Origin of the sequence: Kitasatospora sp. NBC_00039, assembly GCF_045160625.1 — a bacterium.
GTDB lineage: Bacteria > Actinomycetota > Actinomycetes > Streptomycetales > Streptomycetaceae > Kitasatospora.
Map to the genome: position 1 here is coordinate 6,991,309 of NZ_CP108289.1, position 14,629 is coordinate 7,005,937.

The following is a 14,629-nucleotide window of genomic DNA, read 5'->3' on the forward strand; positions in this document are numbered from 1 at the left end:
CCCCTGCCGGGCCCGTGACGCCCCGGCCGGGGCCGACCCCGGCGAGCCGGTCGAATCCCCGAGGCGTCGCCGGCGGATAGAACACCCGCGCGGAGGGGAAGGGACCCCGACATGACCACCACGCTGCGCCCCGAGGGGCCGGAGTCACCCACCGCCGCGGGCGGCCGCACCAGACGCTGGCAGATCTGCGCCAACGGCCGCCCGGTCGGCGCACTGCGCACCACCACGGTCCCGCGTGGCCCGCAACTCTGGGGTGAGATATCCGAGTTGGAGGTGAATGAGGGTCGCGGCCGGGGCCGCGGGACGTTCGGCGCGCTGGCCGCCGAGGAGGTGCTGCGCGGCTGGGGCTGCTCCCGGGTGGACGCCGACATCCCGGAGTCGGCGCAGCCTGCGCGCGGCCTCGCCGCGGCCCTCGGCTACAGCGAGCGGATGCGGAACATGGCCAAGCGGCTGGCCGCCCCGCCCGTCCTGCCGGCGGGCGTCGAGGCGCGCCGGATCGGCCCCGAGGAGTTCCCCGGCTGGCTCGCCGAGGCCAAGGAGGGCTACATCGGCGACCTGCTCTCCTCCGGCCTCAGCGAGGAGCAGGCGCGCGCCAAGTCGGACGCCGACCACGTGTACCTGCTCCCGCAGGGCGCCGACACCCCCGGCGTGGCACTGCGCCGCCTCTACGGGGACGGGGCGGACCCGCTGGGCGCCCTCTGGCTGGCCCTGCGGGTCCGCGACCTGCCCGACGGCGGTCCGTTGGCCTGGGTGATGGTGGTGGAGGTGGCCGAGGCGCACCGGGGGCACGGACACGGCCGTTCACTGATGCTGCTCGCCGAGCGCGAGTGCCTGGCCGCAGGCGTTCGCGACCTCGGGCTGAACGTCTTCAGCAGCAACCGGGTCGCGATCCGTTTGTACGAGTCGCTCGGCTACCGGGTCACCAACCGGATCTACGGCAAGGCGCTGATCTGACGGGCGGGTTGACGGATGGTCAGGATGCCTTGGCTGCCTCGATGACGGCCGTGATCCGGTCCCGCAGGCCGTCCTGGCTCTGCCCGCCGTCCAGCCGCTGGCCGGCGATCACGTACGTCGGGGTGCCGCTGACCCCGATCGCCTTGCCCTCCGCCTGGTCGGCGTCCACGATCAGCGTGTGCCGGCCGTCGACCAGTGCGGTGTCGACCTCCTCGGCGTCCACCCCCACCTCGCGGGCCACCTCCAGCAGTACCTCCTCGCCGCGCGCGTCCAGCTCCTCGACCCGGGCCAGCAGCGCCTCGACGTAGGGCCACCCAAGCCCCTGCGCGAACGCCTCCTCGGTGGCCTGCGCCGCGGCGTACGCATACTTGTGCTTCTCCAACGGGAAGTGCCGCAGCTCGATCGCGAGCGCGTCGCCGTACGTGGCACGCAGCGCCCGTACGTCGTCCAGGGCGGTGCGGCAGTCCGGGCACTGGAGCTCGCACCAGAACTCGAGGCGGGGGAGGGAACCTTCGATCATGTCCCCAGTGTTCCACTAATGGGCCCCGCCCCAGTCCCGGCGGTGTGCCCGGATGCCGGCCCGAGTGACGGGGAGGTCCGATGACCGGAACGACCAGGGTGAGCAGAGTCACCGGCGCGAGCGGGGTGAGGCCGTGCTGACGGCGGCGGTGAGTTTCGCGCTCACGGCGGGCGGGGTGGCCGTGGCCGGCCTGCGCGCGTACCGCCGGCGCTTCCTCTCCGCGACCCGCTGGTTCGCCGTGGCGCTGCTGCCGGCCGGGCTCTACCTGACCGGGCTCTTCCCGGTGGCGCGGACGATCGGCACCGAGCTGGCCGACTGGGCGACCAAGCTGGTCTTCGACCCGCGGGTCTGGACGGGCATCGTGCTGCTCGCGGTGTCGGCGGGTCTGCTGGTCACCACCCGCTGGGTCGGCCGCCGCGGCGTGGATGCCGCCGGGGCCCGACCGGAGGCGACCGGACCGGCCCCGGCGCGGCCCGCCGTCACCGGGGCGCCCGCACAGCCACCGGCGGGCGCCCCGAGGAGCGGCGCCACGAAGCCTCCGAAGGCCGGCAAGCGGGACGAGGGCCCCGGCGACGACTTCGCCGACATCGAGGAGATCCTCCGCCGCCGCGGCATCTGAAGCCGGCGGGGGGCCGACGGCCCTCAGGCCGAGGGCACGGCCTCCGCCGAGCGCTGCCGCGCCCGGTAGGCGGCGACGTGCAGCCGGTTGCCGCAGGTCCGGCTGTCGCAGTAGCGCCGGGAGCGGTTGCGCGAGAGGTCGACGAAGACGCGCGCGCAGTCCGGTGCCTCGCACCGGCGCAGCCGCTCGCGCTCACCCGCGGTCAGGATGAACGCCAGCGCCATGCCCAGCTCGGCCGCCAGGTGGTCGTGCAGGGCGGCGTGCGGCGCGAAGTAGTGGATGTGCCACCCATGGTGGTCGTGGTTGGTCAGCCGTGGCGTGGTGCCGGCGTCCGCGACCAGGGCGTTGACCAGCTCGGCGGCCTCCGCGGTGCCCTCGGTGCCGAACACCTCCCGCAGCCGGGTGCGCAGCTCGTGCACGCTGCGTAGGTCGTTCTCGGTCAGCGAGTCGATCTCGCTGATCTCCTGCCGGATCACGAAGGCGTCCAGCGCGGCCACGTCGGGCAGCAGCTCGGTGCCGCACACCTCGGGCGCGGTGTTGAGCAGCTCGACGAGGATGCTCAGCGCGCACTCGGTGTCGTGGGTGATCAGCACGTGGGGGCTCCTCGCGCGGAGGGGGCCGTCGGCACCCCGCGTCTACGGTCAACCCCAGACCTTACCGGGCTCCGCCGCACAGGGCGGAAGCTTCTCCCGAAGGGCCGTACGGATGTCGAAGGGATGCGTGACGCCGCCGGGTCACCCAGGCCCCCGGAGGAAGCAGGCGCCCGGACGAACAGGCACCGGAGTAGGCAGGCGCCCCGGAAGGACGGGCGCCCGGAAACAGGTGGCGCCCGGCACCGGAGCCGGCCACCCGTACTGGGTGGCCGGCTCCGGTGCCGGGCGCCTGCGGTGCGGTGGCCCGCTCCGGGTGGGAGCGGACCGTGTCACCGGCCCCGAGACCGCGTCGTGCGCGGCTGAGTCTGCTGCCGTGCCCCCGAGTAGGACGGCTGCGGTGACGGCAGGGGGTGCGGCCCCGCTGACTGCGGGGCTTGACCGCCTCCCGGACGGGGTCAGCTTTCGGCGAGGATGTGGGACAGCTCCCGGTCGAGGTCGAAGTGACGGTGTTCGGTGCCGGGGGGCACGGCGGCGTCCGTCCGCTTGAGGAACGACTCAAGCGCGCGGGCCGGGGCCTCCAGCAGGGCTTCTCCTTCCGGAGAGCTCAGCGCGATGCAGACCACCCCTTGCCCGTGGCTGCGCGAGGGCCACACCCGGACGTCGCCGGTGCCTGTGGGTCGGTGCAGCCCCTCCGCAAGGAGATCTCGGGCGAACACCCACTCCACGGTCTCGTCGGCGCCGGTGTGGAACGTGGCGTGCACGGCATAGGGGTCGGCGGTGTCGTAGCGCAGGCCCGCGGGGACGGGCAGTGAGGACTCGCTGGACACGATGAGGCGCAGGTGCAGCTCGCAGCTGACCGTGGTGTTCATAAGCGCCATGGCCTTTCGCTCAGTGTGCGCTCGGGGAATCGCACGTCGGCGAACGGACCATCCCACCTCCAAGACCGATGTAAACCCCTCTGTCCCGATTCGGGGGCGAGTCGTACCCCTTACGGCGCATTGCGGAATCGGCACAGAGCGCCTGCCGCGGGCATTACCGAGCCACTTCTCGGTTAGTTTCCTGGCATGACTGTGCGAAGCGACAAGGCGGGCGCGAACGCGGCCGGGAACACGAGAGCGGGGGAGGCGGTCGTGCCGGACGAGACGGGGTCGCGGTCGGCGGCGGGAGGGGACGGCCGGGAGCCGGAGGAGACGGACGGCGGGCGGCCGCTGGGCTCGCGTGCGCCGCTGTTCATCCGGCGCTCCCGGCCGCTGCACCTGAGCTGGCAGGTGGCGGTCTTCCTGGTCGGCCTCGCGGTGGTGGTGGCCGGCGTGATCATGCTGCCGCTGCCCGGACCGGGCTGGGTGGTCATCTTCCTGGGCATGGGCATCTGGGCGACCGAGTTCGTCTGGGCCCAGCTGGCCCTGCGCTGGACGCGTCGCAAGGTGGCCGAGGCGGCCCAGAAGGCGATGGACCCGAGGGTGCGGCGGCGCAACATCACGCTCGTCGCGATCGGCCTGGCGGTGATCGCCGGGATCGGTGGCTGGTACCTGTGGAGGTACGGGCTGGTCATGCCCTGGAAGATCAAGGACAGCTGACCCCGGGCGGCCGCAACGGGTGGCACCCGTCCGGGGGACGAGCCGGGCGACGGGCAGCGGGACGGGCCGGGGGCCGGCACGAGGGGTGTTCGGACCACCCCGCGGGATGCGGTAATGTTTTCCCTGCACCCGGGCGATTAGCTCAGCGGGAGAGCACTTCGTTCACACCGAAGGGGTCACTGGTTCGATCCCAGTATCGCCCACCGGAATGCATTGTGATACGTGAGGCCCAGCCGATTATCGGCTGGGCCTCACGTGTATTTCCACAATGTCGTGGACAACTGCTCGGGAGTTGCCCCGGAATCGGGCTGAGGCGCAGTCACCTTCCGTGCGGAGTGCGAGTTCTGCGGATGTGCCAGGTGGTCGCCGGGGGATCCGAGTTGTACGACACCCCCCGAATGGTGCTACTGTTCTTCTCGTTGCCCGGGCGATTAGCTCAGCGGGAGAGCACTTCGTTCACACCGAAGGGGTCACTGGTTCGATCCCAGTATCGCCCACCGGACAGCACGCAGGCCCTGATCGGAAGACCGGTCAGGGCCTGCGGCGTTCGCGGACCAACCGTGTCCCGGCCGGGCCGCTACGCCGCCACCTCACAGCTGTGCTGCGGCGAGAGCCGCCGGCCGCAGCCGCACCGGGCCGGCCGCAGCGGCCAGGAGAAGTCCACCCGCTCCGGCGTCCCCGAGCGGTCGAACCAGTTCTGCAGCCCCCGTGCCTGCGCCGCGTGCCAGACCGCCTGCCGCAGGTGCAGCTCGGCCGCCGACAGCCCGCCCAGCGCCGCCGGGTAGCGCGCGCCGATCGCCCGGACCAGTTCCAGCGCCGCCGTCGCGTCCGCCGCCGCGTCGTGGGCCCCGGCCAGCTCCACCCCGTAGTGCGCGCACAGGTCGGTCAGGGTGCGCCGGCCCTTGCGGTAGCGGTCCACGTGCTTGTCCAGCACCCGCGGGTCGAGCACCAGCAGACCCGCCGGGCCGAGGCCGTCCGCCAGCGACACTGACCAGTGCCGGCGCAACTCCCGGTCCAGCAGCGTCAGGTCGTACGGCGCGTTCATCACCACCACCGGGCGGTCGGCGCGGGCCTGCTCGGCCAGGGCGCGGGCGACCTCCGCCACCACCGTCCGGGCCGGGCGGCCGAACGCGCGCACCCGCTCGTCGGTGATGCCGTGCACCGCACGGGCGCCGTCGGGTATCGGGACGCCCGGGTCGGCCAGCCAGGTGGCGGTCCGCGCGGGCGCGCCCGGGGCGGGCTGGACGACCAGGGCGGCCGAGACGATCCGGTCGGTCTCGACGTCCACGCCGGTGGTCTCGGTGTCGAAGGAGGCGAGCGGGCCGGTGTACCAGTGCTGCTGCATGACTGCCCCTCAGGACTGCGTTCCCGAGAGGGTGATACCGCTCCTGACGCCCGCTCAACCGTTTGGCCGCGGCCCGGCCGGGCACCCTGCGTTCAGGTGTCCTGTTCGAATCCGGACGGGCCCGGGTGCCGGGGGAGGCAACGGGGCGATGGCGCTGACACACCCGCAGCCCGAGGGGGCTGCGGCCGTCCTGCGGGGAAATCTGGCGGTGACGGCCTGCATGGAGACGCTGCAGGTCGGCTACCTGCACGCGGTCGCCGCGGCGGCCGGCTGCTCGCTCTCCCAGCCGTTCCCGGACAACGGCATCGACTGGCAGGTCAGCCACGGCTCCCGGGCGCACGAGGTGGACGACGAGGTCACCATCAAGATCCAGCTCAAGGCCACCCAGCAGATCGCGCCCGGACCGCGCGGGCCGTTCTTCAGCTTCACCCTGGACAACGACCACCTGCGCAAGCTCGCGCGGGCCCGGGTCGCGGTGCCCCGGATCCTGGTCGTGATGCTGCTGCCGCGACGGGTCGACCACTGGCTGGAGGCCCGGCCGGACGCACTGGAGCTGAGGCACTGCTGCTACTGGGTCAACCTGGCCGGCCACCCGGTCACCGGGCAGCGCCGGACCAACGTCCGGGTGCCCACCGCGAAGGTCTTCGACGACCGCGCACTGTGCGACATCATGGCGCGGGTCGGTGCGGGCGGCAGCCCGTGACGGCCCGGCCCCCGGCGGGGAGGAGCAGGACCATGACGCTGCCACACGGGCCGCAGGACGGCGCCCCGCCGCTGCCCGACCCGGCCTCCGTCGACCCGGCGGTGCTCGCCACGCTGCTCGCCCGGCACGGCTGGGTCCGCCGCGGCGGACCGTCCGCCCGGTACGGGCGCTGGACTCCGCCGGACGACGCCGACCCGGGCACCAGCCTGCTGGTGCCCGCCGGGGACGGCTTCGACGACGCCGTCGAGCTGCTCGCCGACGCTGTCACCGCGCTGTCGCACTCCCGCAGCCCGTCCGCCCGCTCCATCCTGCTGGCGCTCACCGTGCCCGGCGACGAGCTGCAGTGGCGGCGCGAGCTGCCCGGACCGGCCGGTACCGCGCCCTGGGACGACGCCGAGCGCCTCCAGCGGGCCGCGCGCGCGATGCTCGCGGCCGGAGCCAAGGCCGGGCGGACCAGGGCCGCCTACTTCGGTGCCCGGCTCGATGCCTGGGCCGGGGACTTCCTCGAACACGTCCTGGTGGTCGAGCAGGGCCTCGTGGTGGACAACGGCGGCGGGCTCACCGCCTACACCCCCGCGCCCGAGGGCCGGGCCGCCGTGACCACCCTGGTCCGCGCGCTGGAGGCGCTGCGGGACGCCGTCGACTACCGGCGGGTGAGCGGCGGGCCGGAGGCCTTCGAGAACGCCGTCCAGGCCGGGGTCAGCCGCGAACTGGTGCAGTCCGTCGAGGAGCTGGTGCGCGGCGCGACCGCCGGCCGGCTCTCCGTCGCGTGGTCGGCCGCCGCCGGGACGCCCGGCGGCTTCGGCGACCGGCGGATCGCCCTGGAGTTCTCGCCCGGGGACCTGCCCGCCCTCGAAGAGGCCGCCGCTCTGCTGGAGCGGATCGAACCGGCGGTCGCCGTCACCGTCGTCGGCATGGTGGTGCGGCTCAAGCGCGCCGACCCGGCCGGCCCCGGCACCGTGCGGCTGCGCGTACTCGGCGGCGCCGAGGTCAGCGAGGTGCGGCTCCGGCTCGCGGACCCGGCGTACCGGCTGGCCGCCGAGGCCCACCTCGCGGGCGCTCCGGTGCGGGTCAGCGGCAGGCTGGAGCGGCGTGGCGGGTTCCGCCGGCTCACCCACCCGCGGGGCCTGGAACTGTGCGGCCTGGAGGAGGCCGAGCGGCAACGGCTGCTGAAGACGCTGGGGGAGGCGGGACAGGGGGCGTAGGTGCACGGCGGGGGTGGTGCTCTCGGTACCATCGTCACGCGCAGCGAAGTGTTGCGTCCTATGAATCCAGCACGTCAGGAGAGACCGGTGACGGACGTCCGGGTAATCATCAACCGCGAACCCGATCGGGAAGAGCGCGTGGTGACCACGGGCACTACGGCCGCCGAGCTCTTCGCCGACGACCGCTCGATCATCGCCGCCCGCGTCGGTGGCCAGCTCAAGGACCTCGCGTACGTCCTGCAGGACGGCGACGAGGCCGAGCCGGTCGCGATCGGCAGCAAGGACGGCCTGGACATCCTGCGCCACTCCACCGCGCACGTCATGGCGCAGGCCGTGCAGCAGCTCTTCCCGGAGGCCAAGCTCGGCATCGGCCCGCCGGTCAAGGACGGCTTCTACTACGACTTCGACGTCGAGAAGCCGTTCCACCCCGATGACCTCAAGGCCATCGAGAAGAAGATGCAGGAGATCATCAAGCGCGGGCAGAAGTTCTCCCGCCGTGTGGTCACCGACGAGGCGGCCCGCGAGGAGCTGACCGCCGAGCCGTACAAGCTGGAGCTGATCGGCCTCAAGGGCTCCGCTGCCACCGCCGGCGAGGGCGCCGACGTCGAGGTCGGCGCCGGCGAGCTGACCATCTACGACAACCTGGACGCCAAGTCCGGCGAGCTCTGCTGGGGCGACCTCTGCCGCGGCCCGCACCTGCCGTCCACCCGGCACATCCCGGCGTTCAAGCTGATGCGCAACGCGGCCGCCTATTGGCGCGGCAGCGAGAAGAACCCGATGCTCCAGCGCATCTACGGCACCGCCTGGCCGACCAAGGACGAGCTGAAGGCGCACCTCGACTTCCTGGTCGAGGCCGAGAAGCGTGACCACCGCAAGCTCGGCAACGAGCTCGACCTCTTCTCCATCCCCGAGGAGATCGGCTCCGGCCTCGCCGTCTTCCACCCCAGGGGCGGCATCATCCGCCGCGCCATGGAGGACTACTCGCGCAAGCGGCACGAGGAGGAGGGCTACGAGTTCGTCTACACCCCGCACGCCACCAAGGGGAAGCTCTTCGAGAAGAGCGGCCACCTGGACTGGTACGCCGACGGTATGTACCCGCCCATGCAGCTCGACGAGGGCGTGGACTACTACCTGAAGCCCATGAACTGCCCGATGCACAACCTGATCTTCGACGCGCGCGGCCGCTCGTACCGTGAACTGCCGCTGCGTCTCTTCGAGTTCGGAACGGTGTACCGGTACGAGAAGTCGGGTGTGGTGCACGGTCTGACCCGTGCCCGCGGCTTCACCCAGGACGACGCGCACATCTACTGCACCCGCGAGCAGATGGCGGAGGAGCTCGACTCGACGCTGACCTTCGTGCTCAACCTGCTGCGGGACTACGGCCTGACCGACTTCTACCTGGAGCTCTCCACCAAGGACCCGGAGAAGTACGTCGGTTCGGACGAGACCTGGGAGGAGGCCACCGCGGTCCTCGCGGCCGTGGCCGAGAAGCAGGGGCTGCCGCTGGTCCCGGACCCGGGCGGCGCGGCCTTCTACGGCCCCAAGATCTCCGTCCAGGCGCGTGACGCCATCGGCCGTACCTGGCAGATGAGCACCATCCAGCTCGACTTCAACCTGCCGGAGCGCTTCGACCTGGAGTACACGGCGGCGGACGGCTCGCGCCAGCGGCCGGTCATGATCCACCGTGCGCTGTTCGGCTCGATCGAGCGCTTCTTCGCGGTGCTGCTGGAGCACTACGCCGGCGCCATGCCGCCGTGGCTGGCCCCGGTCACCGTGACCGGCATCCCGATCACCGACGAGCACGTGCCGTACCTGCTGGAGGTCGCGGCCGAGCTGAAGAAGCGCGGGATCCGGGTCGAGGTGGACACCTCGGACGACCGGATGCAGAAGAAGATCCGCAACGCTCAGCGCAGCAAGGTCCCGTTCATGCTGATCGCGGGCAACGACGACGTCGAGGCCGGCGCGGTCTCCTTCCGCTACCGCAACGGCGAGCAGAAGAACGGCGTGCCGGTGGCCGACGCGGTCGCCGAGATCGTGGACGCCGTGGAGCGCCGCATCCAGGTGTGACGCCATGGACGGCGGTAGGCGTGGGGCAGGCTTCTCGGGAGTCTGCCCCACTCTGCTTGGCAAGCCCGGCCGGGCGAATATGCTGATCAGCATGACGACTGAGCCGGAACTGCAGCGGGGCGTCGGCGAGCCGGACGGCTTCCGCCGCCTGTGGACCCCCCATCGGATGGCGTACATCCAGGGAGAGAACAAGCCCACCGGCCCGGCCCCGGACGACGGTTGTCCGTTCTGCTCGATCCCGTCGCTGAGCGACGAGGACGGGCTGGTCGTCATGCGCGGGAGCGCGGTGTTCGCGGTGCTCAACCTGTACCCCTACAACGGCGGGCACCTGATGGTCGTCCCGTACCGGCACGTCGCCGACTACACCGAGCTGGACGAGGTGGAGACCGCCGAGCTGGCGGTGTTCACCAAGAAGGCGATGACGGCGCTGCGGGCGGCCTCGGGGGCGCACGGCTTCAACATCGGGATGAACCAGGGCGCGGCGGCCGGCGCCGGGATCGCGGCGCACCTGCACCAGCACGTGGTGCCGCGCTGGGGCGGGGACACCAACTTCATGCCGGTGGTCGGCCACACCAAGGTGCTGCCGCAGCTGCTGGCGGACACCCGGAAGATGCTGGCCGAGGCCTGGCCGCAGGACTGAGCCCGGACACGCGCAGGGGCCCGTCGCCGGGAATCGGCGACGGGCCCCTGCGCGTGGCGTGTGCGCTCAGCCGGCGTCCAACTGGTCGACCTTGTACGGGCGGCTGCCCTGCACCTCGGACTTGATGATCGAGGCGCGGTTTTTGAAGAAGCGCTCGGTGTCGAGGTCGTGCTCCTCCAGGAACTCCAGCGTGGCCGCGTGGACCGCGCTGAGCACCGGGGCGGCGACGTTGAGCGCGTTGTCGGTCATCGACCGGGTGTTCCACGGCGGCGCGGCCCAGGCGTGCCGGAAGCCGAACGGCTCGGGCAGGCCGAGGCCGCCGCCGAGCCAGGCGAGCAGGCCCGGGATCCGGTAGAAGGGCGCGCGGACGGCCTGGCGGACCACCTCGTCGTTGTCGATCAGGGGGAGCTTGACGGTCTGCTCCTCCCAGAACTTCACGGTCTTCGAGACCGTCTTCTCCTTGTCCTTGGGCTTGTCGAAGAAGAGGCCGTTGACCGGTCCGAGCGCGTAGCCGGCCACCGTGATGTTCATGGTGTGGGCGAGCAGGACGACGGTGACGGTGAAGGTGATGACCAGCTTGCCGTCGTGCGTCACGAACTGGGTGGCGAGGTAGTGCCGGGGGCCCCCAGGGAAGGTCTGCTTGTCGGCGATGGTCTGGATCGCGAACTCGCGCATCCGGTCGCCGTCCATGTCGGCGCCGCCCGGGCGGCTGATCTCGTCGGCGCCCTCGCCGACCTCCAGTACCACCCACTGCTTCACGGCGACGCCGGGGATCCCGCTGTTGGCGACGTCGCTGATGCCGAGCGCCTTGAGGTGGCCGGAGATCTTGCGAACGAGGTCCCAGGGGTGGAAGGCGCGGTAGTCGAGGTGGCCCTCGGCCGGGCGGAGGTTGTCCACGAGGCGCCACTCGCCCCAGCGCTTTCCGACGCCGAGGATGCCCTTGCGGCCGGCGTAGTGCTGGATGTTGGTCTCCTGCTCGGACTCCAGCCGGCCGAGTTTGGCGCGCAGGTCGGCGGCCTTCTTGTCCAGGTCGTCGCGGGGGACGGCCTTGGGGACGGTGGCGGCGACGGCGTTGCCCTCGACGAGGGCCTGCCAGCGGGCGCGCAGGTCCAGGGCGGAGCTGAGCACGATGCGCTTGGCGAGGTACCAGCCGACGATCGGGGCGAGCATGACCAGGCGCAGGTAGATGCCGAGCAGGCCGCCGGTGGGCGGCTTGATCGCGAGGAGCAGGGCGACGGCGACCGCGGCGGCGAGGACGACGCCGCCGTAGACCGCGGCGTTCTTGGGGTTGTCCCGTTTGAGCCAGGCGCGGAGCTGGAAGGCACCGAGCCAGAGCAGGGTGCCGGGCAGGAAGAGGACGCCGGTGACGACGGTGACGCCGGTGAGCCTGCGGTCGCGGACGGCCCGGAGGTCGTCGGCGGCGAGGCAGTGCTCGACGATCTGGCGGGTGTCGATGCCGAACGACGGGACGAGCGGCTTGCGGTCCCCGCCGAGGGCGCGCCCGATGACGGCGCGGCTGAAGGCCTCGCCGAGGTTGGGGCGGAAGAGCGCGAAGCGGCCCTTCTTCGCGGTGGCGTCGGTGACCGCCGCGACGAATTCGTGGACCTCGCCGTCGCGGTAGGCGGTCGAGGAGAGCGCCTGGGTGACGGCGGTCTGCGGGCCGGCGTCCGTCCGGGGTATCTGCGCACCCGGGGTCATGTCGAGTGTGGTCACGGTGGCGTCCCCTCCTCCCCTTGTCAGCGGCAGGTTACCGTGCCCCGGTACCGGTGCGCGGATGATCGTCTGAAGTGCCGTCACGTTCGGGCCACACCGGGCCTGTCGGGCATGATGCCCATCTTCGGGGGCCGCGACGCCCCCGGTCGCGGCCGGGGGGGCGTAATGGGGCACGATGGGCGCATGGAGCGACCCGAGGGAGCTGCGGTGAAGGATCCGGTGCTGGTCTTCGACGGCGACTGTGCCTTCTGCACGACGTGCAAGGGGTGGGCCGAGCGGTATCTGCGGCAGACGCTGGCCTCGGGGGGCTGGGAGGCGGCGCCGTTCCAGTTCGCGGACCTGGCGGAGCTGGACGCGCTGGCCGGCGGGCACGGCGAGGTTTCCTGGGAGCGGGCCGAGCGCGAGGTGCTCTGGGTGACGCCGGCGGGCCGGGTGTACGGCGGCGCGCAGGCGGTGGCGCGGCTCCTGATGCGTTCGGGCGGGGCGTGGGCGTACCTGGGCGGGTTGCTGGCGCTGGCGCCGGTGCGGCCGCTCGCGGCCGTGGTGTATTGCTGGGTGGCGAAGAACCGGCACCGGATGCCCGGCGGCACGCCGGCCTGCGCGCTGCCGCAGCGCTAGGCGGGGTCCGACCTAGGACTTCTCCCCGGTGTGGCGGGCGGCGAGGGCGGCGGGCATGGGTTCGTGGCGCAGGTGGGCGCGGGAGAACTCGGCCGTTCCGTGGGTGAGTGAGCGCAGGTCGACGGGGTAGCGGACGAGTTCGAGTTCGGGGACTTCGGCCCGCAGCAGGGTGAGCGCGGGGCCGCCGGTCTCGGTGCCGAGGACGCGGCCGCGCCGGGCGCCGAGGTCGGTGAGGACGGCGCCGAGGTAGTCGTCGGGCAGCAGGACGCTGACGGCGGCGACGGGTTCGAGCAGCCGGATGACGGCGTGTTCGGCGGCGTCGCGCAGGGCGAGGGCGGCGGCGGTCTGGAAGGCCGAGTCGGAGGAGTCGACGGAGTGCGCCTTGCCGTCGGTGAGGGTGACCCGGACGTCGACGAGCGGGTAGCCGGTGGAGACGCCCTTGGCGAGCTGGGCGCGGATGCCCTTCTCGACGGAGGGGATGAAGTGCCGGGGGACGGCGCCGCCGACGACGTGCTCCTGGAATTCGAAGCCCGCGCCGGCCGGGAGGGGTTCGACCTCCAGGTCGCAGATGGCGTACTGGCCGTGCCCGCCGGACTGCTTGACCAGGCGGCCGTGGCCGGCGGCGGCGGTGCCGAAGGTCTCGCGCAGGGCGACCCTGGGTTCGACGGTGTCGACGTGGACGCCGTGCCGGCCCCGGAGGCGGTCGAGGACGACCTCGGCGTGCGCCTCGCCGGTGCACCAGAGGACCAGCTGGTGGGTGTCGGGGTTCTGTTCCAGGCGCAGGGCCGGGTCTTCGGCGACGAGCCGGGCGAGGGCCTGGGAGAGCTTGTCGTCGTCGGCCTTGCTGTGGGCCTCGATGGCGATGGGCAGCAGCGCTTCGGGCACGGTCCAGCCGTCGAGCTTCACCGGGTGGCCGGGTTCGTGGACGGTGTCGCCGGCGCGGGCGGTGGTGAGTTTGGCGGCGCAGACGAGGTCGCCGGCGACGGCGTGCGGGACGGGGCGCTGGAGTTTGCCGAAGGGGCTGGTGAGGCCGGTGACGCGTTCGTCGCCGTCCTGGTCGGCGGGGTGGTCGGGGCCGGCGAGGTGGATCCGGGTGTCGGGGCGCAGGGTGCCGGCGTAGATGCGCAGCAGGCTGATCCGGCCGACGTAGGCGTCGCCGGTGACGCGGACGACCTGGGCGGCGAGCGGGGCTTCGGGGTCGCACTCGGGTCCGGGGCGGGTGCGTTCGGTGGGGTCGGGGAAGGAGGTGGTGATGAGGTCGAGGAGTTCGGTGGCGCCGAGGCCGCTGTCGTCGGTGGGGACGGCGGGGTGGAGGGTGCAGGCGAGGATCTCGCGGCGCAGGCCGGCTTCGAGGGCGTCGGTGTCGAGGGGTTCGCCGGCGAGGTAGCGCTCCATGAGGGTGTCGTCCTGGCCGGAGATGGCCTCGACGAGGCTGTCCCGGGCGGGGCCGGTGTCGGGGAGCGGGTCGGCCTGGCCGTAGGTGTGCCCGGTGAGCAGGTCGACGCTGCCGTCGGGGCGGCCGTCGTGCCGGACGGGGAGGAAGAGCGGGCGCAGGGTGTCCGGTCCGAGGCCGAAGGCGTCGTGGCAGGCGGCGAGGATCTCGTCGAAGCCGCTGCGGGCGACGTCGAGTTTGGCGACGGCGATGGCGCGCGGGATGCCTTCGGCGGCGCACTCGCGCCAGAGTGCGCGGGTGGGGGCGGTGACGGGGTCGGTGGCGGAGACGACGAAGACGGCCCCGTCGGCGGCGTGCAGGGCGGCGCGCAGGTCGGCGGTGAAGTCGGGGTGGCCGGGCGGGTCGAGCAGGTTGACCTTGATGCCGTGCCACTCGAGGGGGAGCACGGAGAGCTGGACGGAGCGTTGCTGCTGGTGCTCGATCTCCTCGTGGTCGGAGACGGTGTTGCCGTCGGTGACGCGGCCGGCGCGGTTGACGGCGCCGGCGGCGAGGGCGAGGGATTCGGCGAGGGTGGTCTTGCCCACGCCGCTGCAGCCGATGAGGACGACGTTGCGCAGGTGGCCTGGGCCGGCGACGGTGGGCGCCTGGCCGGCTCGTGCGGTGCTGCGGTCGGGCATCGGGG

At 72.7% G+C, this 14,629-nt stretch carries 14 protein-coding genes and 2 tRNA genes; 10 read left to right on the forward strand and 6 right to left on the reverse strand.

The genetic code is table 11. From position 1 onward, the window contains the following. The first annotated feature begins 111 nt into the window (after positions 1-111). A complete protein-coding gene (locus tag OG286_RS31190) occupies positions 112-954 on the forward strand; it encodes a GNAT family N-acetyltransferase (RefSeq protein WP_396321708.1) in 843 nt (280 codons plus the stop codon). 19 nt (positions 955-973) lie between these two features. Here the strand turns inward: OG286_RS31190 and OG286_RS31195 are convergent, their stop codons facing one another. After that, the gene (locus tag OG286_RS31195) at positions 974-1,474 is read right to left on the reverse strand and encodes a DsbA family protein (protein ID WP_396321707.1); all 501 of its coding nucleotides are present in this window, start codon (positions 1,472-1,474) and stop codon (positions 974-976) included. A 148-nt stretch (positions 1,475-1,622) separates the two neighbouring features. Between OG286_RS31195 and OG286_RS31200 the strand changes: the two genes are divergently transcribed. Beyond that, positions 1,623-2,093, forward strand: coding sequence for a hypothetical protein (locus OG286_RS31200; protein ID WP_396321706.1), 471 nt, complete (start codon positions 1,623-1,625; stop codon positions 2,091-2,093). A gap of 23 nt (positions 2,094-2,116) precedes the next feature. Here OG286_RS31200 and OG286_RS31205 read toward each other — a convergent pair whose 3' ends face one another. Both OG286_RS31205 and OG286_RS31210 read right to left on the reverse strand, forming a co-directional pair. Further along, complete coding sequence (locus tag OG286_RS31205; RefSeq protein ID WP_396321705.1) at positions 2,117-2,686, reverse strand: CGNR zinc finger domain-containing protein; 570 nt, start codon at positions 2,684-2,686, stop codon at positions 2,117-2,119. Between the two features lie 455 nt (positions 2,687-3,141). Then, the gene (locus tag OG286_RS31210; protein ID WP_030056266.1) at positions 3,142-3,555 is read right to left on the reverse strand and encodes an SsgA family sporulation/cell division regulator; all 414 of its coding nucleotides are present in this window, start codon (positions 3,553-3,555) and stop codon (positions 3,142-3,144) included. Between the two features lie 195 nt (positions 3,556-3,750). Between OG286_RS31210 and OG286_RS31215 the strand changes: the two genes are divergently transcribed. The 3 genes from OG286_RS31215 to OG286_RS31225 all read left to right on the forward strand — a co-directional run bounded on the left by OG286_RS31215 (position 3,751) and on the right by OG286_RS31225 (position 4,760). Beyond that, on the forward strand, positions 3,751-4,263 hold the full coding sequence (locus OG286_RS31215) for a TIGR02611 family protein (protein WP_396321704.1): 513 nt from the start codon (positions 3,751-3,753) through the stop codon (positions 4,261-4,263). A gap of 131 nt (positions 4,264-4,394) precedes the next feature. Continuing rightward, positions 4,395-4,466 (forward strand) — tRNA-Val (locus OG286_RS31220). A gap of 222 nt (positions 4,467-4,688) precedes the next feature. Then, a tRNA-Val gene (locus tag OG286_RS31225) sits at positions 4,689-4,760 on the forward strand. 80 nt (positions 4,761-4,840) lie between these two features. Here OG286_RS31225 and OG286_RS31230 read toward each other — a convergent pair. Beyond that, entirely contained in the window at positions 4,841-5,608 is a 768-nt protein-coding gene (locus OG286_RS31230) for a 3'-5' exonuclease (protein WP_396321703.1), read from the reverse strand. A 148-nt stretch (positions 5,609-5,756) separates the two neighbouring features. Here OG286_RS31230 and OG286_RS31235 point away from each other — a divergent pair, with 148 nt between their 5' ends. From OG286_RS31235 to OG286_RS31250, 4 genes are all read left to right on the forward strand, one after another. Continuing rightward, entirely contained in the window at positions 5,757-6,311 is a 555-nt protein-coding gene (locus tag OG286_RS31235) for a DUF4365 domain-containing protein (RefSeq protein WP_396321702.1), read from the forward strand. A gap of 32 nt (positions 6,312-6,343) precedes the next feature. Next, a complete protein-coding gene (locus OG286_RS31240; RefSeq protein ID WP_405359273.1) occupies positions 6,344-7,516 on the forward strand; it encodes a hypothetical protein in 1,173 nt (390 codons plus the stop codon). An 87-nt stretch (positions 7,517-7,603) separates the two neighbouring features. Further along, entirely contained in the window at positions 7,604-9,583 is a 1,980-nt protein-coding gene (gene thrS / locus OG286_RS31245; RefSeq protein ID WP_396321700.1) for a threonine--tRNA ligase, read from the forward strand. A 79-nt stretch (positions 9,584-9,662) separates the two neighbouring features. Next, positions 9,663-10,223, forward strand: coding sequence for an HIT family protein (locus tag OG286_RS31250; RefSeq protein ID WP_405365924.1), 561 nt, complete (start codon positions 9,663-9,665; stop codon positions 10,221-10,223). A gap of 66 nt (positions 10,224-10,289) precedes the next feature. On the opposite strand, the gene OG286_RS31255 is transcribed toward OG286_RS31250, so the two are convergent. After that, on the reverse strand, positions 10,290-11,936 hold the full coding sequence (locus OG286_RS31255) for a hypothetical protein (RefSeq protein ID WP_396321698.1): 1,647 nt from the start codon (positions 11,934-11,936) through the stop codon (positions 10,290-10,292). A gap of 183 nt (positions 11,937-12,119) precedes the next feature. Between OG286_RS31255 and OG286_RS31260 the strand changes: the two genes are divergently transcribed. Continuing rightward, positions 12,120-12,554 (forward strand): thiol-disulfide oxidoreductase DCC family protein, encoded by a 435-nt coding sequence (locus OG286_RS31260; RefSeq protein WP_405365925.1) that lies wholly within the window; start codon positions 12,120-12,122, stop codon positions 12,552-12,554. Between the two features lie 12 nt (positions 12,555-12,566). On the opposite strand, the gene OG286_RS31265 is transcribed toward OG286_RS31260, so the two are convergent. Continuing rightward, positions 12,567-14,624, reverse strand: a complete 2,058-nt coding sequence (locus tag OG286_RS31265; RefSeq protein WP_396321696.1) for an elongation factor G-like protein EF-G2 — start codon at positions 14,622-14,624, stop codon at positions 12,567-12,569. Positions 14,625-14,629 lie beyond the last annotated feature (5 nt).

Bases quoted from the DNA above. Each gene is read 5' to 3' on its own strand.
- OG286_RS31240 (WP_405359273.1), top strand. From the start codon at position 6,344: ATGACGCTGCCACACGGGCCGCAGGACGGCGCCCCGCCGCTGCCCGAC.
- OG286_RS31260 (WP_405365925.1), top strand. From the start codon at position 12,120: ATGGAGCGACCCGAGGGAGCTGCGGTGAAGGATCCGGTGCTGGTCTTC.
- OG286_RS31250 (WP_405365924.1), top strand. From the start codon at position 9,663: ATGCTGATCAGCATGACGACTGAGCCGGAACTGCAGCGGGGCGTCGGC.
- OG286_RS31195 (WP_396321707.1), bottom strand. From the start codon at position 1,474: ATGATCGAAGGTTCCCTCCCCCGCCTCGAGTTCTGGTGCGAGCTCCAG.
- OG286_RS31230 (WP_396321703.1), bottom strand. From the start codon at position 5,608: ATGCAGCAGCACTGGTACACCGGCCCGCTCGCCTCCTTCGACACCGAG.
- OG286_RS31190 (WP_396321708.1), top strand. From the start codon at position 112: ATGACCACCACGCTGCGCCCCGAGGGGCCGGAGTCACCCACCGCCGCG.
- OG286_RS31210 (WP_030056266.1), bottom strand. From the start codon at position 3,555: ATGAACACCACGGTCAGCTGCGAGCTGCACCTGCGCCTCATCGTGTCC.
- OG286_RS31235 (WP_396321702.1), top strand. From the start codon at position 5,757: ATGGCGCTGACACACCCGCAGCCCGAGGGGGCTGCGGCCGTCCTGCGG.
- OG286_RS31265 (WP_396321696.1), bottom strand. From the start codon at position 14,624: ATGCCCGACCGCAGCACCGCACGAGCCGGCCAGGCGCCCACCGTCGCC.
- OG286_RS31215 (WP_396321704.1), top strand. From the start codon at position 3,751: ATGACTGTGCGAAGCGACAAGGCGGGCGCGAACGCGGCCGGGAACACG.